We start from the raw sequence: 23,747 nt of genomic DNA, 5'->3' as shown, positions 1-23,747 counted from the left end.
GGCAGAACCGACAATGAAGGCCCGTCGCACGCGCATCAGAAGGCCTGCCCGATGCTGACATAGATGGCGTAGCGACTGTCGCCGGGCCGCGGGTTCAGCGGTGTCGCGACGTCGAGCCGGATCGGGCCCACCGGCGTGAGATAACGCAGGCCAAGCCCGGCCCCGTAGCCGACATAATCGCTGAAGCCCGGCAGCGACGAACGGGACACCGAACCGAAGTCCAAGAACGGCACGAGGCCGATGGTAGGTGTGATCCTGACGCGCACTTCAGCGGAGCCTTCGATCAGGCTGCTGCCACCGGTGATCTGACCGAACATCATCGGCGAGATGGTGTTGAATCCGTAGCCGCGCACGGATCCGCCGCCGCCCGCGAAGAAGCGGTGCGAATCCGGAATGTCAGCCAGCGGCGCTCCGGCGAGCGAGCCCGCAGCCAGCCGGCCCGCCAGCACGTAGTCGGCCTGCTCATCGAGCGCGTAATAGGCTGAACCTGAGACGCGGCCCTCGAAGAGGTCGATCGTGGAGCCCATCAGCTTCGAATAGGCATTGACGGTCGCAGCAAGGCGCACACCGCGCGTGGGATCGAGCGGATTGTCCGTGGTGTCGTAGCGGCCGGTCGCGGTGAAGCCGACGAGTGTCGCATCGACCCGCCCCAGCACGTCCTGCGATCTCGACTGCTCGACCTGAATGCCGCCTTGCAGCGAAGCGGTCTCCGAAAAACGATGGACCACGCCGAGCGTGCCGCGCACCGTTTCGTCGGTATAGCCGCCTAGCACATTGTTGCCGACGCGCTCGCGGAAGGCGGTGGCTTCGATCAAGAGGTCGTTCGGGGTGCCGAACAAGCCCGGCTTGATGAAGGTTCCGGTGAATCGCGCACCAAAATCTGACGCGTGGAGATTATTGAACCCGCTGGAGGACGTTCCATCGATCCGTTGCAACAGGGAAGCGGACGCCTCAAGCCGCAGACGCTCGCCGCCGCCGAATATGTTCCGGTCCTCGTAGTAGCCCGAAATGCCGGGACCATCGACGGTAGAATATTTTGCCGACAGGCCCACCGCGTGCCTGGGTCGATCCGTCACATCGATGAAGACCGGCAGGTTGCCGTTGGCGTCCAGCTTGTCGGCCTCACGAATGCGAATGCCGCCGATCGCCGGAATTTTTGCGATCGAGGTCTTGGTCAGCGCCAGCCGCTCGGGAGAATAGGGCTCGCCTTCCTTCAGGTAAACATGGGTCGCCACCACCCGCGGGTCGACGGCCCCGTCGCCCGAGATAGTGACGGCACCGATACCGGCCTTCGGGCCTGGTTCGACCCGCAGGCGGAAATCCATCGCGCTCGCCGCGTGATCCACTGTTGCCTTGACGTCCACGATTTTCGCCAACGGATGTCCATGACTGCGGAACCAGTCGACGAGTTTCAGCTGCGCGGCGCGCAGGTTGGCGGACACAGCCGGATCGCCTGGCTTCAGAGCAAAGGCGCGAATTGGCAGTCCCTGCGGCGCTTGGTCGCGAGGATAATCGACATCGACAGTCCGCAATTTGAACGTCGGGCCGAGCCGAGCGATGATCGCAATGGGAATGATCGAGCGGTTGCGAAACTTGTCTGCACGCTGCGCGGCGAGGGCCAGTCCGGCCTCGTCGAATGAGACGGGAACTCCGTCTATCGTGATATCGATCTCTGCGTTGTAGTGGCCCAGTCCCCAAAGTGCATCCAGGAGCGGATTGACGTCGGCCTGAAGTCGGCGCGCAAGACCTTCTCCGTCCAGCGGCGGTTCTTGCCGGAGACGATATGTCCCGGAAGCGTCGCGCAATGCTTGCTCGGCGTCGCTATCATTCTTGCCTTCGGTTGTCTTGGTTTCGATCGTGAGGCGGTATGACAACGTCGTGGCGCCAACTGGTGGCGGATCGTCGGAACCGAGCAGGCCGAAGAAGTCGAAGGCGTGAGCCGACTCGCACAGCAACCAACTGACTGCCGCAACGACTGCACAACCCGTGCGCAGAATCTTCCGTCCCATGGAAGAATAATTCACCTGGCTTGCCCGCCCCGGTGCAGGGGGGCGGCAAGGTGGCACCACTGTCTCTCGGATGGTTCCGCTCCCGAACGCGTCGACTGACTTAGACCCGAGGCCTGTGGCGCTCAGGTTTGACGATTCTCCTGCCTCTTTATTTCAACAGGCGCCACACGCACAAGTGATAGAGATCATGATGGATAATGTGGGGCAGCAGTCGGGACGCCATTGAGAGTGGCGTTAATCGAACCGATGTCGCGACGCTTGAGAAAGCTGCGCGATTACAGACGGCTCTCCATAATAACTCGTCGTGCTCGAACCACAGCGCTCTTAACCACTGTGGTGATAGGGTGACGGTTCAGGACGAAATTCTTTTGGAACTGCGATGGCTCATAGATGGGCGCCGTGATGAAGCGCGAGGATATGGGAATGACTTGCGGTTGAGTCCCACGCAAGAGGTGCGGCTTCGCAGAAGCTCGCCTGCCGAGAACGTATCGGTCAGGTCAATTTTTCCTCGCGAGGCTCTACCTAGTCCGCCTCCGCACTGAGAAACCGGACGCCGAAGGTGTCGGCGTTGGCCTCGCCCCAGTCATAGAGTGCCTGCAGCATCGGCTTCAGCATCTCGCCGCGTTTGGTCAGGCAATAGCGTGAGGAGCCGCCGCCGCGCTCCTGCTTGACGAAGCCTGAATTGCAGAGATCACGCAGACGCTCGGTCAAGACCTTGTCGCTGAGCTGCGGGATGTCATGGCGCAGCTCGCCATAGCGCATCGGCCGGACCTTCAGCCGGCTCAGGATCACCGTCTTCCATTTGCCGCTGAGTTGATCGATCGAGAACTCGACCGGGCAACCATATTTGCGCTTGGTCTTGCGGATCATCGCAACTCTCCCGCGGCACTTTCCATCTGGTTCGTTGAGAGCCGCCGTCGATCCATCTAAGCACGCTTCGCACGGGTTGGGTGAGTTCAGGGATCATTGCAAGGCATGACAGAGGACAGTTCCGCCCGAGGCCCGAGCGACCGGCAACAGCCGCGCAAGCGCATCATCGTCAGACGCAACGGGCCCTACGAGCCCGACCCCGGCATTCCGATCGTCGATCATCTCGGCGTGCCGATTGCCGCCGAGGCGCCGGTGCGGCTCTGCCGCTGCGGGCAATCGCAGACCAAGCCGTTCTGCGACGACAGCCACATCGCGCGCGGCTTCACCGACGCCAGGGATCCGCGGCGCGTGCCCGACAAGCTCGATGTCTATGCGGGGCAGCAGGCCTACGTGTTCGACAATCGCGGCACCTGCGCGCATTCCGGCCTCTGCACCGACCGGCTCAACTCGGTGTTTCATCTCGGCGAGGAGCCGTTCGTCGCGCCGAGCGGGGCGCGCTTCGACGACCTCATCAATGCGGTGCGCAGATGCCCATCGGGCGCGCTCGGCATCGGCCCCGCGCGCGATGCCAACCTGACCGACGTCGACCGGCCGCCACAGATCGAAGTATCGAAGGACGGTCCCTATCGCATCACCGGCCAGGTCGAACTGGTCGACGAGGATGGCGCGCCGATCGCGCAGAATGCGGGTGCATCGCAGGAACATGTCAGCCTGTGCCGCTGCGGCTCGTCGCTGAACAAGCCGTTCTGTAGCGGCATGCACTGGAGCGTCGCATTTCATGATCCCGTTCCTGATCCGCTGCGCGAGCCGACGCTGTTCGAATGGGCCGGCGGCTATCCCGCGCTGCTCGACATGACGCGCATCTTCTACAGCCGCTACGTGCCGGAAGATCCGCTGCTCTCCCCGCTGTTCGCCGAGATGTCGCCGGACCATCCCGAACGGGTTGCGGCCTGGCTCAGCGAGGTGTTCGGCGGACCGCGCTTCTACACCGAACGCTATGGCGGCTATCGGCGGATGGTATCGCAGCATATCGGCAAGGAGATCAGGCCGGAGCAGCGCGCGCTGTGGGCCACCTACATGGTGCAGAGCGCCGACGATGCCGGGCTGCCGTCCGATCCGGAATTCCGCGCCGCCTTCGTCGCCTATATCGAATGGGGCTCGCGGATCGCGCTGGAGAATTCCGGCACCGGCGCGAGGCCGCCGCCGAACATGCCGGTGCCGCGCTGGTGGTGGGTCTGCAACGCAACGCCCGCCGCGCGGCCGTCGGCAACCGCAGGTGACGCGCCGGCTGCAAACGAGGTCAGCGTCGCGCTGCCCGATCCTTGCGAGACCGTGCAGTTCGAGCAACACATCCGGCCGCTGTTCCGGCCGATGGACCGCAACTCGATGCTGTTCGCCTTCGATCTCTGGAAAGAGGAGGATGTTGCCAAGCACAGTCGGCGGATTCTGGCTCGCCTTGAGGCGGGGACCATGCCTTGCGACGGCGCTTGGCCGGCCGAGCGGATCGCGCTGTTCGCGCGCTGGACAAGTGCGCTGAACGCGCCGACCTGATTGCAAAAGGAAGCGTAGCCTGCAGCGACGGGAGCCACATGCGGGCTTTGGCGAACCTCCTGTGACGTGGGCCGCGTTCCTGACGACGCGAATTGTGCCGAGGTGACCTCGGTGCAATCTCGAGCATTTTCCGGGAACGGTGCTGCAAATTGTGCAGTGGCGGCGGTCGCCATGGCAGTATAGACAGTGCCCGCCACTCACTGGAGACCCAAATGAGCATTCAGCGTTTCGAAACCGGCCCGCGCATGAGCCAGGCCGTCGTGCACGGCAACACCGTCTATCTCGCCGGCGTCGTTGCCGGCAAGGCCGCGGGCGGCAGCGTCACCGACCAGACCAAGGACATCCTGTCGATCATCGACGGCCACCTCGCCAAGGCCGGCACCGACAAGTCGAAGCTGCTCAGCGCGACGATCTACATCACCGACATGAAGACGTTCCCGGAGATGAACGCGGTGTGGGACTCGTGGGTCTCGCAGGGTAACACCCCGGCCCGCGCCACCGTCGAGGCCAAGCTCGCGGCGCCGCAGTACAATGTCGAGATCATGGTCGTCGCCGCCAAGTAAGCGCGGCGCAGGTCATCGCGACAAAGCACCAAGGCCCCGGATTGCGTAACCGCAGTTCGGGGCATTTCATTTGGCGCCTCATGCGCAGATCCGCGATCGTTCGCCGGCGGTCTCACCGAGATCGGACTGAAGCCAGCGGGCAATCCGGCGCCACGGACCGGCCAGAGCCCTGCAACCCATGAACAGCCCGAGGTGACTGCATGGCTCGGTGGCGCATTGCAGCCACGCGGGCGGCGTACCCAGGAGCCGCAATGTCGCAAATGCCTGATCGGCCGGAACAACGATGTCGTTCTCCGCAGCGAGCAGGAAGACGGGCAGCTTCACCGTGGCAAGATCGACCTTGCTGCCGAGCGCGACAAAGTCTCCCGTCGCGATCCGGTTCCTGCGAAATATCCAGTCGGTCACTTCGAGATAGTAGGTGCCCGGCAGATCAAGCGTGTCTCGATTCCAGCGTGTGAAGCAATCGAGCAGCGCCCGTGCATCCTCCGACTTGCCGTCGAGCCGCCGCTGCAGCGCCGATTCCACGTCAAAGGTGCTGAGTGGGGCGCTCCATACCTGCAGCATGTGCTTGCCGCTGATGATCCCATCCCCCTGACGGACCAGCGCCTCGAAGCCTTGCGGTGGAAGCGAGGCGACCATCCTGGAAAGGTCCGACGGCACCGAGATATCGACCGGGCTGCCGGCAAGCACGAGCCGCCGTACCTTGCCGGGAAAGCGCGCCGCATAGAGCAACGACAGCCAGCCGCCCTGACAGAGACCTGCAAGGTCGACCGGCGGCCCGATCGTGTCGACGGCCACGTTGAGATCGGACAGATAGGTGTCGATCGAGAAGTATCGCATCTCCGGTGCCGCCGAGAGCCAATCCGTGAGATAGAGGCGCGCAATACCCGCCGCTTGCAACGCCTCCATCAGGCTGTGGCCGGGTGCAAGGTCCGCTATCTTCGCGCGATGCAGCGCGTAGGGCGCGCAGACCAGCAATGGCTGGCCTTCGACAGCTCTCGAGAAATCCAGCAGGCGCATCGATGGCAGTTGCAGCGCCACCGAATGGGCCGTCGTCCACGGCAGTGTTGCCGCTTCACCCGGCGCATCCATGGGATCGGGCGCGCGAGCGGGGTACATCTGCGAGTAGATTTCGAGCGCCAATCGCGTGGCTTCAAACGGCCATAGCCAGGCGTACTGCACCCAGCTGGGAGCTGCACTTCGTTCCGATGGATCCGTCTTTTCGTGCAAGCTCGTTCACCGATTTGATCGCCACCGGCGATAGTCTGGCTGGTGCAGGCAAAAACCTCGACCCGGATCAAGAACCGACGAATTCACGCTGATCACCTTACGCCAAACCCGCTTGGACGGCAGCCACGCCAGGACGTCACGATCTCGCGATCCCGGCGCGGCTTGCGCCGAGGCGGTGACACCGTCACGCCACCGACTATGCGGCGCGTGCCGTGCCCTTCTCCGCCTCGAGCCTGCGTGCAAACAGCCAGCGGAAATAGGTCAGCGGCGCATCGGCGCCGATCGCAAGCAGCTGATAATCCGGATCGACGTCGAGCACCTTCTGCTGCGCCTCGATGAAATCCTTGTCCTCGTTGAAGGCCTCCTCGAGGGAATGCCGCAGCGACAGCGAAATGTTCGGATTGTCGGTGTCGAAATCGTGCAGGTAATTCCAGAAGAAGTGCGTCGAGGAACGCGTCTCCGGCGTCATGAACTGCGCGTTGCGATATGACCGCGTGCCCGGAACCTGAATGCCCTTCTCAGCGCCCTCCCCGGCCGGCGCAAACGTCGTGTCGAGCGTGAAGATGCCCGGCACGATCATGCGGCCGATATTGCGGCGATCGACCTTGTCGTCGCGGTTGGAGATCACCTTCTTGTGGTAGGGCGGCGCATCGGCGCCCATGTGCCAGCGCTCGACGCGGAAGCCGTCGTCGAGCTTCTCGATCGCGACCGGCTTGGTCTTGTAGGCGTATTCCTCGGAGCCGCCGAGCGTGTTGGTGTGCACGAAGGCGAGATGGGCGAAATCGCTGAGATTATCGACGATCAGCAGCCAATTGGCCTTGTAGTGCATGTAGCCCGGCAAGCCGCGCCATTTGGGATCCTCGAGCGGCGGATAGTCGAGGATCAGCTTCGGATCGGCCTTCTCGGCATCGCCGGTCCAGATGAAGATCATGTTGTAGCGCTCGACCACCGGATAGCTGCGCACGCCGAGCTTGGCGGGGATCGCGTCCTGGCCCGGGATCTGGATGCACTTGCCGTCAGCCGCGAACTTCATGCCGTGATACATGCACCTAATGTCGTCACCCTCGACGCGCCCCATCGAGAGCGGCGCGGCGCGATGGCAGCAACGGTCGTCGAGCGCGACCACCTTTCCGCTGGAGCCGCGATAGATCACGATCGGCCGCTCCAGGATGGTGCGCGCCAGCTTCTTGCCGTCGATCAGCTCGTGATTCATCGCCGCCACATACCAGGCGTTGCGCAGGAAAATTCCGTCGTCAGCCATGTCACCCTCCCAATGCAATGTTGCTTGCCATGAGGTTTAAGTGATCCCGGTCATCGGGATAATCCGATTTGGCTGGACACACTGTACCGCTGGATGGACAATCGGTCATGGAATGGCGCGACTGGGAGCTGTTTTGCGAGGTTGTCGAGCATGGCGGCTTCACCGCGGCCGCGCGCGTGCTCGGACATCCCAAATCGAGCCTCAGTGCTGCGGTGCAGCGTCTCGAGGCCAATCTCGGGCTGCGGCTGATCGAGCGGACCACGCGGCACCTGCGGCTGACCGATTCCGGCGACACCATCTATCGCAAGGTTCGCCCGCTGTTCGCCGCGCTGCACGACACCCACAGCGAGGCGCTGGCGATGTCGAGCGCGGTCGCTGGTACCTTGCGCATCAAGGCGCCGTACGAATTCGGCGCGCACCACGCAGGGCCGGTCGCCTGCGCGGTGATGGGGCGCTATCCGGAGCTCGCGATCCGGATCGACGTCGAGCACGACATCGTCAACCCGATCGCCGAAAATTACGACATCGTATTCGCAATGCTGGAGGCGCCGTTGCCGTCGGCCGGCATCGTGATCCGCCGCGTCTTCACCCTTGAGCGTGGCCTGTTCGCGGCACCGACGCTGCTGGAGAAATTCGGCGAGCCGCGCACGCTGGACGATTTGAGAAAGCTGCCGCTGTTGACCGGCCCCAGCGATCCGCCATGGGCGATCACCGCACCCGGCGGTGCCGTCGAGCATCTCGCCGTGGATCGCGCGCGCCTCACCAGCTCGAATGCCCATGTCCGCCTGCAGGCCGCGCTCGCCGGCCATGGCGTGCTGCGGGTCACTGCGAGCTACACCCGCGCCGCGGTTGCGGCCGGCGAGTTGCGGCGGCTGCTTCCGGACCATGCCTGCGAGCCGCTCAACGTGCACGCGCTGCTGCCGGCGCGGCAATTTGTCCCGGCCAAGGTGCGTTGCTTCCTCGATGCGATGGAAGCGCACGCGCGCGGTGATCCGGAGGCCTATATCAGGCCGTAGCCGCTGACCGGGTCACTTTGGCCGATCACCATTTTCTCGGGAACCTGTCCGGCCGGTTGGCATCCAATGGTGATATACCGCCAACAGTGAGGGCGAGCCCGCCATGCGCCAGGCCCACGTAACGTCTCCACCGCCGATCCGCTCAGGCGATGCCGAGCTCGTGCAGCGCGCGCTTGCCCGCGACGAGGCCGCGATCCGGGCCATCATGCAGGCGAACAATCGCCGGCTGTTCCGGCTGGCGCGCGGCATCCTCCGCAACGACAACGAGGCCGAGGATGTGGTTCAGGACGCCTATGTGCGCGCCTTCACCCATCTGGACCAATTCCGGGGCGATTCCAGCCTCTCGACCTGGCTGTCGCGGATCGCGATGAACGAGGCGCTCGGCCGCCTGCGCAGCAAACGCGCAAGCGTGGAGTGGTCCGAGCTGCCGAAAGGCGCCGTAGAAGCCCAAATCATCCCGTTCCCGCTTTCGTCGGCGGACGATCCGGAAAAATCCATGGCCCAGCGCGAAATCCAGCATGTCGTCGAGCATGCGATCGATGAGCTGCCCGAGGCGTTCCGCCTCGTCTTCATCACCCGAGTGATCGAGGGCATGAATGTCGAGGAGACCGCTGACATCCTCGGCCTCAAGCCGGAGACCGTGAAGACCCGCCTGCACCGCGCCCGGACCATGCTGCGCGACAATGTCGAGCGGAAGATCGGCCCGATCGTGATGGAGGCCTTTCCCTTTGCGGGCAAACGCTGCGAGCGATTGACCGAGGCGGTCCTGAAACGGCTCGGCGTCACAGCATAGATTTTTGGGAACCTCTGGCTATCAGCACCATCCAACTCCTGTGCAAGCAACGACGTGCCGTGCACTACGCCCGGCTCAACAGGAGTGTCAAACCATGTTCGTTCGATTGAGCATCGCGGTCGCCGCGCTCAGCGTTCTCACCGGCGCTGCGCTGGCCCAGGGCGCAAAGCTGACCGATCCGCAGATCGCGCACATCGCCTACACGGCAGGTGTGATCGACATCAACGCCGCCAAGCAGGCGGAGACCAAAGCATCCAACAAGGACGTCAAGGCGTTCGCCAAGGACATGGCACGCGACCATGAGGCGGTGAACAAGCAGGCGCTCGACCTCGTCAAGAAGCTGAAGGTGACGCCGGAGGACAACGACACCAGCAAGGCGCTGTCGAAACAGGCGGCCGACAAGCTCGCCGAGCTCGGCAAGCTGAAGGGCTCAGCCTACGACAAGGCCTATATCGACAACGAGGTCGCCTACCACAAGACCGTCAACACCGCGCTGGAGACGCAGTTGATCCCGTCGGCCAGCAATCCCGAGCTGAAGAGCCTGCTGCAGACCGGCCTGAAGATCTTCCAGGGCCACGAGCAGCATGCCGAACATGTTGCGGCCAGCATGAAGTAAGGAGACGCGCGATGTCGCCCGGACGCTATCTCGCAACGCTGGCATTGTTCGCGCTCGGCGCGATGGCTGTTCCGGCGCATGCTGCCACCATCCAGATCGTGATGGAGAATTTGGTGATCTCGCCGGCCGAGGTATCGGCCAAGGTCGGCGACACCATCGAATGGGTCAACAAGGACGTATTGGCGCACACCGCCACCGCGAAGAACGGCGACTTCGACGTGACGATTGCACCGAAGAAGACGGCCAGGTCGGTTCTGACCAAGGCCGGTACTGTCGACTATTACTGCCGCTTCCACCCCAACATGAAGGCGGTGCTGACCATCGCGCCATAGCTTGCCTGATGAGTTGCACGATGACCTGCGAGGTAATCGATCGGAGCACGCGAACCTTCGATAGTCCGGACAGCCGCACAGTCCGGCCCATCAGAAGGAGAGCACCATGACCGACCACACCACCATCGCCCGCCGCTATATCGAGCTCTGGAACGAGCGGATGCCGAGCCGGCGGCGCGAGATGCTGAGCCAGAACTGGACCGCCGACGCGCGTTATGTCGATCCGATGATGAGCGGCGACGGCCATGACGGCGTCGACGCGCTGATCGCGGGCGTGCAGCAGAAGTTTCCGGACTTCACCTTCAAGCTGATCGGCGAGCCGAACGGCTTCGGCGACCATGTCCGCTTCTCCTGGGGCCTCGGGCCCGACGGCGTCGACAGCCCGATCAAGGGCACCGACTTCGCCATGCTGAAGGACGGCCGGATCAGGAGCATCACCGGCTTCCTCGACCAGGTGCCGGGCGCCTGACGCAACCGCTTCCACCCCCGCGATGTCGCTGCTAGTCTTCCCGAAACCCAGGGAGGACGCCATGAAGGCAGATTTCGCCTTCAAGACTTCGGTCGTCAGCGACATCACGCCGGCGCTGCTGGCGATCGGCCGCGACAGCTTTCCGCAGGCGCTGATCGGCGCGCTGCGCCGCGTCGCCGGTGTCGGTCACTGCATGGTGTTCTCGTTCACGGGCCCGCGGTCCGCCGCGTGCCTGCTCGACGTCGGCAACATCCCGACCGGCCGCGAGCTCGGGATCGCCTATTCCGAACATTTCCATCAGGCCGACCCGAACCGCGATGCGGTGTTCGAGGGGCAGGCGCAGGCCGTGCCGATCGTGCTGCCGACCTTCGCGCGCCGGATGTACAGCGACGGCTACCGCAAGATTTTCTTCGACGATTCCGACATCGTCGACAAGTTCGCCTCCGCGATCTGGACTGGCGACACCTGCTTCTACGTCAATTTCTACCAGATCACCGAGCAAGGCCGGTTCAGCCGCGAGCAGATCGCGCGCCTGTCCGCGGTCGCGCCCGCGTTGACCGCAGCCGTGGCGCGGCACTTCCAGCGCGACCCGGCAGCGGACGCCGATCCGATTGCGCGGCTGACGACCCTGTTTGCGACCGCCGAACCGCTCGCCCGACTGACCGGCCGTGAGAAAGAGGTCTGCCTCGGCATCCTTTCGGGCCTCAGCTCGGAAGCGATCGCCGCCGAGCTCGGCATCGGGCTGCACTCCGCCCTCACCTATCGCAAACGCGCCTATGACAAGCTCGGCATCTCTTCGCAGAACGAGCTGTTCGCGATCGCACTGCGCCTGATGGCGTCGGCACGCCAGCTGAACTGAAGAGCCTGAGCGGCAACCTCCCTCTGTCCCCAACGGTGGGGACAGACCGCTAGCGCCTGCCGGCCTATGCTCGGTTCGAAACCTTAAGGCCAACCTGAGATCACGTCGTGAGCACCGCTCCCCATTTCGACATCGACGTCCCAGCCTTCTGGCAGGACCCCTATCCGACGCTGGCGCGCATGCGCAAGGAGGCGCCGATCGCCTTTGTGCCGCAGCTCGGCAGCACACTGCTGTGCGATCGCGACGACATCTTCGTCTCCGAGAAGCAGATCGACGTGTTCTCGTCGCACCAGCCCGAAGGGCTGATGAACAGACTGATGGGCCACAACATGATGCGGAAGGACGGCGACGCGCACATGAACGAGCGCAAGGCGATCTTCCCGGCGGTCTCGCCGAAGACGGTGCGATCGCACTGGACCGCACTGTTCGCCGGACACGCGAGCCGCATCCTCGATGAATTGACGCCGGACGGCGTCGTGGATTTCGTGCAGGCCTTCGCGCTGCCATTCTCGGCCGAATGCCTGAAATCGATCACCGGCCTCACCAATATGCGCTTCCAGGACATGAACGCGTGGTCGCAGGGCATGATCGACGGCATCGCCAACTACACCGGCGATCCCGCGATCGAGGCGCGCTGCCATGCGGCAACCTCGGGCATCGACGCCGCGATCGACGACATGGTCCCCAGGCTGCGCAAGACGCCCGACCTCAGCCTGCTCGGCGTGATGCTGCAGACCGACATGCCGATGGAGAGCGTGCGCGCCAACATCAAGCTTGCGATCTCGGGGGGCCAGAACGAGCCGCGTGACGCGATCGCCGGCACGGTATGGGCGCTGCTGACCCACCCGGATCAGCTGGCGCTGGCGACGAGTGGCGCGATTCCATGGCTGCAGGTGTTCGAGGAGTATGCGCGCTGGATCTCGCCGATCGGGATGTCGCCGCGGCGGATCGCAAAGCCCTGGACGATCAGGGACGTTGCATTCGAGACCAACGAACGGGTGTTCCTGATGTTCGGCTCGGCGAACCGCGACGAGAAGCATTTCGACAAGCCCGATGCATTCGATGTGCGCCGCGACGCCAGCAAGAGCATCGCTTTCGGCGCCGGTCCGCATTTCTGCGCCGGCGCCTGGGCCTCGCGCGCCATGGTCGCCGACGTCGCACTGCCGGCGATCTTCAGCAGGCTGACCAATCTCCGCCTGATCGCGGACAAGCCGCCGCGGATCGGCGGCTGGGCGTTCCGCGGCCTGCTGGATTTGCCGGTGACGTGGGACCGATAGGACGTCGCGCGGCCAGTCGCCGGAAGCACAAAGCCTGCCTTGCGCCGGATCCATGTAAGCACAGCTGCGCAGACACATCGAGACATGGAAACGTCGTCCGCCGAGGCTTTCCGCGCTCCGTTCGGACGCCCCATCGACGGGCAAATACGCGTCCAGTTGCATTGCGACACCATGCCGCCGGAACTGGTCGGATGCCTGTTATCAAACTGTCATGAATCCATTTCAATCCGCCGTTATTGATGAAACTGCAGTCAGTTGAGCGGTCACAAGGGATTTCAGATGAACCCGAACCACAATGGTAGCAGTCACGATACCGGCCTCCACGATGACGCCCCCGAACAGGATTCCGAGGAAAGCGGCGGCATCAACAAGACGGTTGCGGTTGTCGCGGTGGTGGCTGTGGGTGCTGCCGTGTTCGAAGCTGCCTTGCTCCCGGGACTTGCACTTGGCGTTGCAGCGGTCGCGGCACCGAAATATCTGCCGAAACTGGCCGGCGCACTCAATCCGCTGTTCAAATCCACCGTTCGTGGCACCTACAAGTTCGCACAGAAGTCGCGCGAGATGTTTGCCGAGGCCCACGAGCAGGTGAACGACATTGTCGCGGAAGTGAAAGCCGAAAACCAGGCGCAGGACGGCAAGACGGCGGCAGAGAGCCGGGCCAGGCCTGCGGCCTGAGTTCAACGTCAGACGCTCGAGATACGAGGCGACGACATGCGCCGGTGAGCCTGCTTGCGACGTTGAAATCGGCGCAGCAGGCAAGCGTGTTTGGCGGCGGCATCATTCGCGTCCGCGCCGGCGTTGGAACGCTGTTAGAGGAATGCGATGACCAAGATGAAGCTGCAGATTGCGCATCAGGTTCCAGGCCGGATTCGCATGAAGGTACCGTCGGCCAAGGAAAACCCCGAGCTTCTCGAACAGATCAGGCAAACCTTCAGCGTTATTCCCGGCATCGAGGACGTCATCGTCAATCCGGCGACCGGAAGCATCGTGCTGCATTACGACACCCACCGGCACGACGAGTTTCACGGCCGGCTGGAGCACCATACCGGCGGCCACTACAAGCCACCGGCCAATGAAATCGACGCCCTGGCCACCAAGATCGAGCAGGAAGCCGAGTACCTCGCCGAGCATTCGCATACGGCCAGGGTCGTTGTCGATTTCTTCAAGGAGCTCGACAGCGGGATCAAGATCACCACCGGAAACGTCGTCGATCTGAAGATCCTGCTCGCCGCGGGTATCGCCGGCTTCACCATCTTCGAGGTCGGCGCCAGTGCGGCGACGCCGGTTTGGGTCACGCTGGCGATCTTTGCCCTCAACCACATGATCCAGGCCAACATGGCCGCCGCGGAGCAGGCGGAACCGGCAGGCACGACGGCCTGACCCGCCAGGGGCGAGAGCGCAAATTCATGGATTTCAGTTTCTGCCACTCCATGCCTGGGCGCATTCGCCTGAGCATTCCGGCGCTCGGGCAGAACCGCAAGCTGGGCGAGATCTGTCTTGGGTGGCTGCGGGCACAGGACGGCATCAGGACTGCACGGATCAATTACGACTGCGCCAGCCTCGTGCTGGAATACGATCCGGCTCACGAGCAAAGGCTGCTCGCCCTGCTGAACGGCTTCAAGAGCATGAGCCTGGCCGACGTCAAGGCGCTCTGCGCCGGCGCCGCGCAGGACGCGGGCACGCCACGCGCCGGCGTACCGGAAGTCTCGAAGCGCTCGCCGCTGGCGCTGCCGACGCTGTCCCTGTTCATGGCGTTCAGCGCCAATCCGGTGATCACGGCGATCAACATGCCGCTGATGCTCTGGAATGCGATCCCGATCGCCAAGCGCGCCTGGAAGGTCTGGGCGAACGAGAGCCGGCTGAACATCGACGTGCTCGATACACTCGCGATCACCTCCTCGGTGCTCCAGGGCAACCCGCTGGCCGGCTGCATCGTCACCTGGCTGATCAAGCTCGGTGACTGGATCCGCGACCTGACCGCCGCGGGCTCGCGGCGGGCGATCAATGAGCTGCTTGAATTCCAGTCGAAGACGGCCTGGCTGCTGCGCGACGGCGAGGTGGTGTCGATCCCCGCTGCCGAGCTGCAGAACGGCGACATCGTCGTGGTGTATCCCGGCGAGATGATCCCGGTCGACGGCGAGATCATCGACGGCTCCGCCACCATCGACCAGAAGACGATCACCGGCGAAGGCCTGCCGGTGCATCGCGGCAAGGGCGAAGCCGCCTTCGCCGCCACCGTGATCCGCGAGGGCCAGATCACGTTGCGTGCGCTGCGCGTCGGAACCGCGACCACGGCCGGCCAGATCGTTCGGCTCATCGAATCCGCACCGATCGGCGACACCCGCATGCAGAACCATGCGGAACGCTTCGCCGACCGGCTCGTAACCCCGACGCTGGCGCTCGCCACCGGCACTGCCATGGTCTCGGGCGACTTCAATCGCTTCCTCTCGCTTGTTATCGTCGACTACGGCACCGGCATCCGCGTTGCGGCGCCCACTTCGGTGCTGTCCTCGATGACGCTGGCCGCCCGCACCGGGATGATCATCAAGAGCGGCGGCCACATGGAGAAGCTCGCCGGGATCGACACCATGGTGTTCGACAAGACCGGCACGCTGACCCACGGCACGCCTGCGGTCATCGACGTGATCTCCTACCAGAACTCGATCACGCCGAACCACCTGCTCGGGCTCGCCGCCGCCGCCGAAACCAAGCTGCAGCATCCGGTCGCGGAAGCGTTGCGCACCCGGGCTCGGCAGCTCGCGGTGAACATCCCGCCCTGCAACGAGACGACCTACCGCCTCGGCCTCGGCGTCGAGGGCCAGGTCAACGGCTACTACGTCCATGTCGGCAACCAGCGCTTCATGCGCCAGAGCGAGATCGCCGTCGACGCCTCGGCCCTCGATCGCGCTGCGCTCGACGAGCGCGGCTATTCGAGCCTTTACATTGCCGTGGACGGCAAGCTCGCGGGCCTTGTGCCTTACTCCGACGAGATCCGCGAGGAGAGCCGATCGGTGATCCAGCGGCTGCATGCGCTGGGCGTCAAGAACAGCATCATGCTGACCGGCGACAATGCGGTGGTGGCGCGCGCCGTGTGCGAGAATCTCGGACTCACCGAGCACTTCGCGGACATGCTGCCGGCCGACAAGGCCAACGTCATCCAGGAGCTGCAACGCCAGGGACGCAGGGTCGCCATGGTTGGCGACGGCATCAACGATTCCCCCGCGCTCAGCTTCGCTGACGTCGGCATCGCGATGAAGCATGGTGCCGAGGTCACGCACGAATCCGCCGATGTCATCCTGATGGAAGATTCGCTCTGGAAGCTCGTCAAGGCGGTCGAGATCTCGCAAGGCGCCGTCAGCCTCATCAAGCAGAACTACGCCATCGTCGCCGCGCTCAACACGCTGGCGCTGGGCCTTGCCCTGCCCGGCGGCCTGATCACGCCCGAGGTGACCGCGCTCATCAGCAACGGCTCGGCGATCCTCGCAAGCTTCAACGGCATACGGCCAATCTTGCGTTATCAATGAGCCAGGATCTCACCCAGCTCGCTGTCCTTCCTCCCGGCGATCACGCCGCACTGCAAGCCGCCGTCAAGACGCTGGAAAGCTCCAACCTCGCAGCAAGGATCGCCGACTATGCGGGCATCCCCGTCAATCGCGTCCTCAACCTGCTGCCGAAAGCCGCCAACCGCCAGCTCAGCGGGCTGGTGCGCACGGCGGTCATGAAGGGGCTGGAGGTCGCCGTCGACACGCTCGACGAAAAGCCGCCGCCCTCACCAGCGGTGACCTTCTCGTCGCTTCTCGCCGGGGTAACCGGAGGCGTGAGCGGCCTGTTCGGCTTCGGTGCGCTCGCGGTCGAGCTTCCCCTGACGACGACCTTGATGCTGCGCGCGATCGCCGAGATCGCGCGGCACCAGGGTGAGGATCTCTCCAGGATCGAGGCAAGGCTCGCCTGTCTCGAAGTCTTCGCCTACGGCACCAAGCGAACCGACGAGAGTGTCGACATCGGCTACTACGCCGCCCGCGCGCTGATCAGCAAATACACCAGCGACGCGGCGGCCTATATCCTGGAGCGCGGCGCGGTCGATGCCTCCGCCCCCGTGATCTCCAATCTGGTCAGCGAGATCGTCTCGAGGTTCGGGCTGGTGGTCTCGGACAAGGCCGCAGCCGGCGCGGTGCCGATCATCGGCGCAGCGTTCGGCGCGACCGTCAACGTCATCTTCATGGACCATTTCCAGAAGATCGCGAAGGGGCACTTCACCGTGCGCCGGCTGGAACGGCTCCATGGCAGCGCCGGCGTTCGGCAACATTATGCGGCGATCGCAGCCGGGCTCACACCGCGCCGCGGCGTCGCGACGGCATGAGGCGGATGGCTGCAATTGGACATCGGCGCCGTGCTTCCGCCTGAGGACACCAGGCTGCGCGACCTTCGTCGCATGCGGGCCCTCGCCACGGCCCTGCTCGTGCTCATGCTGCTGGTTTTTCTGGCGACCTCGATGGCGCAGCCGCACTGGCCGTGGCTGGCCTATCCGCGCGCCTTCGCCGAAGCCGGCATGATCGGCGCCTGTGCCGACTGGTTCGCGGTCGTCGCATTGTTTCGTCATCCGCTCGGCATCCCGATCCCGCACACCGCGATCGTTCCGCAGAGCAAGCAGCGCATCGCGGTGGCGCTGGGACGCTTCATCGCCAACAACTTCCTGTCGCCGCGCGTGATCGGCGATCGCATCCGCGACGTCGATATCGCCGGCTGGGCTGCGCAATGGATCGAGCGGCCGTCGCACGCCCGCAGCGCCGCGCAACGCACGGTCTCGGCGGCCCATCAGGCCCTGCAGGCCACGCCGAGCGCCGACCTCAACGCCTTTCTGACGCGCCGCACCCGGCAGGGGATCGCGGCGGTTCCGGTGGCTCCACTCGCCTCGCGGGTGCTGGCGCTGTTGTGGGCGCATGGCGACGCGCAGGCGCTCGTCGAGCGCCTGATCACATCGGCGAGCACGGCGCTCGCCAACAACAAGGAAACCATCCGCAAGAAGGTTTCGCAGCGCTCCTACCGGTTCGTGCCGAAATGGGTCGATGGCATGGTGGCCGACCGCGTCATCTCCGGCGTCAGTCAGACGCTCGACGAGATGCGCGAGCCGAACCATCCCTGGCGGATCGAACTCAAGGCCGAGATCGAGCGCCTGATCGACCGGCTCGCCACCGATCCCGACTACCTCGCCAAAGGCGAGGAGCTGAAGCAGCAGATGCTCGACAATCCCGCCGTGATCCGGCAGATCGACGCGATGTGGCAAGCCATCGAGGCGCGGCTGAACTCCGCGGCGACCTCGGCCGCGATCGCGGACGCCATCGAAACCGCCCTGATCTCGGTTGCCGCTCGGGTCCGCGACGATGCCGAGATGCGCGATCGCATCAACCGCTGGCTTCGCGTTGCCGCATTGCGGGCCGTTGCATCGCGACGCCAGGAGATCGCCGCCTTCATCCGCAAGGTGGTCGAGAACTGGGACACCGAAACGCTGATCATGCGGATCGAATTGCAGGTCGGCCGCGACCTGCAATTCATCCGGATCAACGGAACTGTCGTCGGAGGGCTGGTCGGCCTGCTGATCTTCTCCGTCTCGCGCTGGCTTTAGAGCATGATGAGATTAGGTTGAGTTGGAACGGCGTCGCAAGTTCACCTCTCCCTTGGGAGAGGTCGATTTGCGCAGCAAATCGGGTGAGGGGTTACGGTCTATCGAGAGCAAGAGCCCTCACCCGGATTGCGCCGGACGATGCTTCGCATCGCCGAGCGCAATCCGACCTCTCCCCAACGGGGAGAGGTGAACCGAGATCGCGCCAAGCCGATTCAACCAAAACTCATTCCGCTTTTAGTGCGTTCGCTCGCGCTCAGGGAAAGCGAATTCGCAGCAGCGGCAACTGCTGGAGCTTGTCGAGCAGGCGTACCATTTGGCCTGCGGCCAGGCTGAGGCAGCCGAGCATGAAATGGCGACGGGTCAAGCCGCGCTCGCGATCCGCGAATTCCAGGCGCTGGAGACGCGGTTCGGGAACAGTGTGCGTACGCAGGGCGGGGAGCGTCGTCATAGGCATCAGCCGATCGGAATCCGAATTTCCGGCGCAGTGGTCATCTGCTCGATGGTCCTGTCGAACGACAGGCAATCCGGATTCTCGCCCGGCATCCGGCGCAGCGTCTCGACCAGCTGCTCCTGCTCCAGCAAGAACGAGCGGCCGTCGCGCAGGCGGGCATAGGCCGCCCAGGGAACGAATTTGGTGAACGGAAACGGAAATCCCTCGCGCGGCGACACGTCGATGTTCAGGCCGGACACGAACAGCACGTTCTTGGTCTGGAACGCCGGTTCACGCAGAATGCTCCGGTATGTCCGGTCGAACTCGGCCTGGGTGACGAAGCGGGCGGCATCCAATGCAGGATGCGGCGACGTCACCAGCGCCGGCATCACAGGCGCGAGCGCTGCCTCGAGAATGTCATGGCCCTCCGGACCTTCGGCCTGCGCACGGCGGAAGTGAAACAGATCGGGCGACAACGCCGTGCCGATCGGTGCCGATGGCTTGCCAAAGCAGGCTTCGCCGAGCCGTTCGCGGATCGCTGCACTTGCGCGAAAGACCTTCGACGTGCTCAGCACGCTCAGCGGCTGGTGCGGCGTCTCGACCATGCGGTCGAGCCGCAGAAGGAGACCTGCGCTGCGGCTGTCGTCGAGATATTGATTGTCGATCCGAAACACCGCCTCGCCATCGAGCCGGCCGCATTGCACTTGCCGGCAGGCATGCGCGTATTCGTCCTCATACCAGCGCAGCACGCCGCAGAGCTTGCCGCAGCAATCCCCGAACCGGCAGCCTTCGGTGCGGTGGCGCTGATAGACCCCGAAGCGGCCATCATCGGGATTGTAGCCGACATGGCTGGCCTGGATCAGCACCAGGTCTTCGCCGTGATGGGCAAACGGCCCGTGGCGGTTGATCGCGACCTTGCCGCCGACGCGTCCGTGGTCGAACGGAAAGGTTCCGAAATGCTGGGCCAGCAGCATGACCGGATAGCCTTGGCTCTCGTCGGAGCAGAAGGCGCGTGACGGCAGCATGTGCTGCCGCTCAAGGCCGAGCGACCGGCAGTAATTGTAGAGCCGCGGAACGAAGTGGCCGTAGCGCATCGCAAAACGACCAACCCGGAAGGTTTCGATCATCCCGCTGCCGCCCGACCGCTCCGACCAATCCAGAGTGCACGCGGGGCACGTCCCCCGCTTCCCTTAACCGACGGAAACGGTAGATGTGCTTGTTGACGGTTATGTGAACATAGCAGCCGGGTGGCGTGCTCAGCGCCCCCAGCGCAGCACGACCGGATCGAGCGTGCGCGCGATCTCGATCAGGCCGGCGCGCGCGGCCGGATGCAGCGGTTGCAACGGGTGCCGCACCGTGTCCGACTTGATGACGCCACCCTCGCGCATCAGCACCTTGCAGGCCTGCAGCCCGCATTGGCGGTTCTCGTAGTTGATCAGCGGCAGCCAGCGCGCATAAGCCTGCACGGCCTCGTCGCGGCGGCCGGCGAAGAACGGATCCATGATCTGGCGGATGCCGTCGGGATAGCCGCCGCCGGTCATCGCGCCGGTGGCGCCGGCATCGAGATCGGCCATCAGCGTGATCGCCTCCTCGCCGTCCCACGGCCCCTCGATCACGCTGCCACCCTTCTCGATCAGGCCGCGCAGCTTGCCCGCGGCCATCGGCACCTCGATCTTGAAATACCTGACATTGGCGAGTTCTTTCGCCATCCGCGCCAGGAAGTCCACCGAAAGCGGCGTGCCCGCGACCGGCGCATCCTGGATCATGATCGGGATGTTGATGGCGTCAGACACCACCCGATAGAACTCGTAGATGCCGGGCTCGGCAACGCGGAAGGTCGCGCCGTGATAGGGCGGCATGATCATCACCATCGCAGCGCCCGCGGCCTCCGCCTCGCGGCTGCGCGCGGCACACACCGCCGAGGAGAAATGCGTCGTGGTGACGATCACGGGAATGCGGCCCGCGACGTGCTCGAGCACCGCATGCATCACGGTCTCGCGCTCGGCATCGGTCAGCACGAACTGCTCGGAGAAGTTGGCGAGGATGCAGATGCCGTGCGAGCCGGCATCGATCATGAAATCGATGCAGCGCCGCTGTCCATCGAGGTCGAGGTTGCCGCCGGCGTCGAAGATGGTCGGCGCCACCGGGAAGACGCCGCGATAGGGACGCTGTGCCGAAATCGTCATGTCAAATCCTCCCTCATGAACTGTCGCAGCTTGATCCGTCACACCCTGCGGAACGGCAGCGGCGGACCCTCAAGCCTGCGCAGGCCCGGCTCGCGCCGCTCCAGCCACCAACCATACTGCTTCGGCCACGACGCGAACACCTCGCCGCCTCCGCCGCCAAGCGCAAGCTCGGCATGCAGCGGCCAATTCGGATCGAACAGCGCTTCGCGGCCGATCGCGACCAGATCGGCCTGGCCGCCCGCCAGGATATCTTCCGCCTGCTGCGGATGCAGGATCAGGCCCACCGCGATGGTGGCGACCTCGGCGGCGTGGCGGATCTCCTCCGCATACGGCACCTGGAAACCATAGCCGCGCGGAATCCGTGCCGCGGTCGCCGAGCCGAGCAAGCCGCCCGAGGAGCAATCGATCAGATCGGCGCCGCGCGCCTTGGCTTCGCGCGCGAACGCGACCTGATCCTCGAGCGTCAGGCCGCCATCGACACCGTCGACCGAGGAGATGCGCACCGACAGCGGCCGCTCCGCGGGCCAGGCGGCGCGCACGGTCTCGATGATCTCGAGCGGATAGCGCATCCGCCCGGCGCGCTCGCCGCCATAGCCGTCGCTGCGGCGGTTCGACAATGGCGAAAGGAATTCGTGCAGCAGATAGCCATGCGCGCAATGCACCTCGACGAATTCGAAGCCGGCCTCCACTGCGCGCAAGGTGGCGCGGCGCCATTGCTCGCGCAACGCGGCGAGCTCGCCGACGTCGAGCGCGTGCGGCATCAGCCAGCCCTCCTCCATCGGGATCGCGCTCGGCGCCACGGTGCGCCACGGCAGATCGCCGCGGGCGCGGTCGGCCTCGTCGAGTGCGGCATTGCCGTACCACGGGCGCTGCATGCTGGCCTTGCGGCCGGCATGCGCGAGCTGGATCGAGGGCACCGCGCCGTTGTCCTTCAGGAAGGCGGCGATGCGTTCGAGCGGCGCGATCTGCTCGTCGTTCCAGATGCCGACGTCGCCATGTGTGATGCGGCCCTCGGCCGTGACCGCCGCGGCCTCGACCATCACGAGCCCGGCGCCGCCCTGGGCGAATTTACCAAGATGAACAAGATGCCAGTCATTGGCGAGGCCGTCGGTCGCCGAATACTGGCACATCGGCGAAATCAGGATGCGGTTTCGGGAGGTCACGCCGCGAAGCGTGATCGGCTGAAACAGAAACGGCTGCGACATCGGGTCCTGCGGGAACGTGGTGGCGGGAAAATGGCGGGCGGAAAACTAGGCGGCGCGCGAGCCGATCGCAAGCCGCGCCGCAGCGCAGGCGGCAAGACCAGCGCGCATGCAGCGCGTACACAGCGGCGCGATCCGCAAAACCCGCAACACTTGCCGCAGATATTTTTCCCGGTTGGTAAACATTTTCCGTCATCGGCGGGTCACGCCACGGATCGCAATTCGTGCCGGATATGCCTACATTGCCGATATGAAAAAAATCGGATTCCTCTCGTTCGGGCACTGGACGCCCTCACCGCAATCCCAGGCCCGCTCGGCCGCGGATGTGCTGCTGCAATCGATCGACCTCGCGATCGCTGCCGAAGAGCTCGGCGCGGACGGCGCGTATTTTCGCGTCCATCACTTCGCCCGCCAGCTGGCCTCGCCCTTCCCGCTGCTGGCGGCGGTCGGCGCCAAGACCAGCCGGATCGAAATCGGCACCGCCGTGATCGACATGCGCTACGAAAATCCGCTCTACATGATCGAGGACGCCGGCGCGGCCGACCTGATCGCGAGGGGACGTTTGCAACTCGGCATCAGCCGCGGCTCGCCCGAGCAGGTGATCGATGGCTGGCGCTATTTCGGCTATCAGCCGGGCGAAGGCGAGACCGACGCCGACATGGGCCGCCGTCATGCCGAGATCTTCCTCGATATGCTGCGCGGACAAGGTTTTGCGCAACCGAATCCGCGGCCGATGTTTCCCAATCCGCCCGGCCTGCTGCGGCTCGAGCCGCTCTCGGAAGGCCTGCGCGAGCGGATCTGGTGGGGCGCCGGCTCGAACGCCACCGCGGTCTGGGCGGCGAAGCTCGGGATGAACCTGCAGAGCTCGACACTGAAGAGCGACGAGACCGGAGAAGCCTTCCATATCCAGCAGGCCGCGCAGATCCGGGCCTACCGCGCCGCCTGGAAGGAGGCCGGCCACACCCGTGAGTCGCGGGTCTCGGTGAGCCGCAGCATCTTCGCGCTGGTGGACGATCGCGACCGCGCCTATTTCGGCAATGGGCAGGAGGAAGATCAGATCGGCTTCATCGACGAGCGGACGCGCGCGATCTTCGGCCGCGGCTACGCCGCCGAGCCGGACAGGCTGATCGAGCAGCTCAAGACAGACGAGGCGATCGCGGAGGCCGACACCCTGCTGCTGACCGTCCCCAATCAACTCGGCGTCGCCTACAACGCGCATGTGATCGAGAGCATTTTGACTCACATCGCGCCCGCCATGGGATGGCGCTGATCACCACCGAACGATCATGCAACCTCGGCCACTTGCCGGCCGCTCACGTGTTCCGCTGGAACTCCGTTCTCAAACGCGGAGAACTACGGAAACATAGCTGCGTGTTGTGATAAGAACAGGTCAAGTACAGTGCGTTAGGCGCGCACGTTGCGTGAACAGACCGCCGTAATATCCCGGGATCATCCCGCGA

The 23,747-nt window shown here is 64.6% G+C and carries 23 protein-coding genes; 15 read left to right on the top strand and 8 right to left on the bottom strand.

The features are described 5' to 3' along the window. Positions 1-35: 35 nt before the first annotated feature. Together ACE10Z_RS03350 and ACE10Z_RS03345 are read right to left on the bottom strand one after the other, a co-directional pair. The gene (locus tag ACE10Z_RS03350; RefSeq protein ID WP_375786671.1) at positions 36-2,009 is read right to left on the bottom strand and encodes an autotransporter assembly complex family protein; all 1,974 of its coding nucleotides are present in this window, start codon (positions 2,007-2,009) and stop codon (positions 36-38) included. Positions 2,010-2,531: 522 nt separating this feature from the next. Beyond that, a complete protein-coding gene (locus tag ACE10Z_RS03345) occupies positions 2,532-2,879 on the bottom strand; it encodes a helix-turn-helix domain-containing protein (protein ID WP_163153530.1) in 348 nt (115 codons plus the stop codon). Between the two features lie 105 nt (positions 2,880-2,984). On the opposite strand from ACE10Z_RS03345, the gene ACE10Z_RS03340 reads away from it, so the two are divergent. After that, positions 2,985-4,430 carry a CDGSH iron-sulfur domain-containing protein gene (locus ACE10Z_RS03340; RefSeq protein WP_375786670.1) on the top strand — a complete coding sequence of 482 codons (1,446 nt, stop codon included), beginning with the start codon at positions 2,985-2,987 and terminating at the stop codon, positions 4,428-4,430. A 212-nt stretch (positions 4,431-4,642) separates the two neighbouring features. After that, positions 4,643-4,993, top strand: coding sequence for a RidA family protein (locus ACE10Z_RS03335; RefSeq protein WP_375786669.1), 351 nt, complete (start codon positions 4,643-4,645; stop codon positions 4,991-4,993). Between the two features lie 78 nt (positions 4,994-5,071). Here the strand turns inward: ACE10Z_RS03335 and ACE10Z_RS03330 are convergent, their stop codons facing one another. Then, positions 5,072-6,112, bottom strand: a complete 1,041-nt coding sequence (locus tag ACE10Z_RS03330; RefSeq protein WP_375790092.1) for an alpha/beta fold hydrolase — start codon at positions 6,110-6,112, stop codon at positions 5,072-5,074. A gap of 307 nt (positions 6,113-6,419) precedes the next feature. After that, positions 6,420-7,484: a Rieske 2Fe-2S domain-containing protein gene (locus tag ACE10Z_RS03325; protein ID WP_375786668.1), complete on the bottom strand. Its 1,065-nt coding sequence runs from the start codon at positions 7,482-7,484 to the stop codon at positions 6,420-6,422. A gap of 107 nt (positions 7,485-7,591) precedes the next feature. Between ACE10Z_RS03325 and ACE10Z_RS03320 the strand changes: the two genes are divergently transcribed. The 12 genes from ACE10Z_RS03320 to ACE10Z_RS03265 all read left to right on the top strand — a co-directional run bounded on the left by ACE10Z_RS03320 (position 7,592) and on the right by ACE10Z_RS03265 (position 18,469). Beyond that, positions 7,592-8,500 carry a LysR family transcriptional regulator gene (locus ACE10Z_RS03320; protein ID WP_375786667.1) on the top strand — a complete coding sequence of 303 codons (909 nt, stop codon included), beginning with the start codon at positions 7,592-7,594 and terminating at the stop codon, positions 8,498-8,500. A gap of 103 nt (positions 8,501-8,603) precedes the next feature. Further along, positions 8,604-9,293, top strand: coding sequence for an RNA polymerase sigma factor (locus tag ACE10Z_RS03315; RefSeq protein WP_298375871.1), 690 nt, complete (start codon positions 8,604-8,606; stop codon positions 9,291-9,293). A 94-nt stretch (positions 9,294-9,387) separates the two neighbouring features. Continuing rightward, on the top strand, positions 9,388-9,909 hold the full coding sequence (locus tag ACE10Z_RS03310) for a DUF4142 domain-containing protein (RefSeq protein ID WP_375786666.1): 522 nt from the start codon (positions 9,388-9,390) through the stop codon (positions 9,907-9,909). 11 nt (positions 9,910-9,920) lie between these two features. Continuing rightward, positions 9,921-10,241, top strand: coding sequence for a cupredoxin domain-containing protein (locus ACE10Z_RS03305; RefSeq protein WP_375786665.1), 321 nt, complete (start codon positions 9,921-9,923; stop codon positions 10,239-10,241). A gap of 106 nt (positions 10,242-10,347) precedes the next feature. After that, entirely contained in the window at positions 10,348-10,710 is a 363-nt protein-coding gene (locus ACE10Z_RS03300; RefSeq protein WP_375786664.1) for a nuclear transport factor 2 family protein, read from the top strand. A gap of 61 nt (positions 10,711-10,771) precedes the next feature. Then, the gene (locus ACE10Z_RS03295) at positions 10,772-11,569 is read left to right on the top strand and encodes a helix-turn-helix transcriptional regulator (protein ID WP_375786663.1); all 798 of its coding nucleotides are present in this window, start codon (positions 10,772-10,774) and stop codon (positions 11,567-11,569) included. A 107-nt stretch (positions 11,570-11,676) separates the two neighbouring features. After that, positions 11,677-12,846 carry a cytochrome P450 gene (locus ACE10Z_RS03290; RefSeq protein WP_375786662.1) on the top strand — a complete coding sequence of 390 codons (1,170 nt, stop codon included), beginning with the start codon at positions 11,677-11,679 and terminating at the stop codon, positions 12,844-12,846. A gap of 279 nt (positions 12,847-13,125) precedes the next feature. Continuing rightward, a complete protein-coding gene (locus ACE10Z_RS03285) occupies positions 13,126-13,521 on the top strand; it encodes a DUF5132 domain-containing protein (protein WP_375786661.1) in 396 nt (131 codons plus the stop codon). A 147-nt stretch (positions 13,522-13,668) separates the two neighbouring features. After that, positions 13,669-14,226 carry an HMA2 domain-containing protein gene (locus tag ACE10Z_RS03280; RefSeq protein ID WP_375786660.1) on the top strand — a complete coding sequence of 186 codons (558 nt, stop codon included), beginning with the start codon at positions 13,669-13,671 and terminating at the stop codon, positions 14,224-14,226. Positions 14,227-14,252: 26 nt separating this feature from the next. Continuing rightward, positions 14,253-16,370, top strand: a complete 2,118-nt coding sequence (locus ACE10Z_RS03275) for a heavy metal translocating P-type ATPase (protein WP_375786659.1) — start codon at positions 14,253-14,255, stop codon at positions 16,368-16,370. After that, entirely contained in the window at positions 16,367-17,206 is an 840-nt protein-coding gene (locus tag ACE10Z_RS03270) for an EcsC family protein (protein ID WP_375786658.1), read from the top strand. Before ACE10Z_RS03275 ends, ACE10Z_RS03270 begins: the two co-directional genes overlap by 4 nt. A gap of 15 nt (positions 17,207-17,221) precedes the next feature. Next, on the top strand, positions 17,222-18,469 hold the full coding sequence (locus tag ACE10Z_RS03265; RefSeq protein WP_375786657.1) for a DUF445 domain-containing protein: 1,248 nt from the start codon (positions 17,222-17,224) through the stop codon (positions 18,467-18,469). Positions 18,470-18,722: 253 nt separating this feature from the next. On the opposite strand, the gene ACE10Z_RS03260 is transcribed toward ACE10Z_RS03265, so the two are convergent. The 4 genes from ACE10Z_RS03260 to ACE10Z_RS03245 all read right to left on the bottom strand — a co-directional run bounded on the left by ACE10Z_RS03260 (position 18,723) and on the right by ACE10Z_RS03245 (position 22,290). Continuing rightward, on the bottom strand, positions 18,723-18,917 hold the full coding sequence (locus tag ACE10Z_RS03260; RefSeq protein WP_375786656.1) for a hypothetical protein: 195 nt from the start codon (positions 18,915-18,917) through the stop codon (positions 18,723-18,725). Between the two features lie 5 nt (positions 18,918-18,922). Continuing rightward, positions 18,923-20,026, bottom strand: a complete 1,104-nt coding sequence (locus tag ACE10Z_RS03255; RefSeq protein ID WP_375786655.1) for a hypothetical protein — start codon at positions 20,024-20,026, stop codon at positions 18,923-18,925. Between the two features lie 129 nt (positions 20,027-20,155). Then, on the bottom strand, positions 20,156-21,085 hold the full coding sequence (locus ACE10Z_RS03250) for a dihydrodipicolinate synthase family protein (protein ID WP_375786654.1): 930 nt from the start codon (positions 21,083-21,085) through the stop codon (positions 20,156-20,158). A 38-nt stretch (positions 21,086-21,123) separates the two neighbouring features. Next, positions 21,124-22,290 carry an NADH:flavin oxidoreductase/NADH oxidase gene (locus ACE10Z_RS03245; RefSeq protein ID WP_375786653.1) on the bottom strand — a complete coding sequence of 389 codons (1,167 nt, stop codon included), beginning with the start codon at positions 22,288-22,290 and terminating at the stop codon, positions 21,124-21,126. A 247-nt stretch (positions 22,291-22,537) separates the two neighbouring features. Between ACE10Z_RS03245 and ACE10Z_RS03240 the strand changes: the two genes are divergently transcribed. Beyond that, positions 22,538-23,557, top strand: a complete 1,020-nt coding sequence (locus ACE10Z_RS03240; RefSeq protein WP_375786652.1) for an LLM class flavin-dependent oxidoreductase — start codon at positions 22,538-22,540, stop codon at positions 23,555-23,557. Positions 23,558-23,747 lie beyond the last annotated feature (190 nt).

The organism is Bradyrhizobium sp. Pha-3, assembly GCF_042258615.1.
Lineage (GTDB): Bacteria > Pseudomonadota > Alphaproteobacteria > Rhizobiales > Xanthobacteraceae > Bradyrhizobium.
The sequence above is the reverse complement of the archived record's forward strand: the minus strand, read 5'-3'. Positions and strand labels throughout refer to the sequence as shown.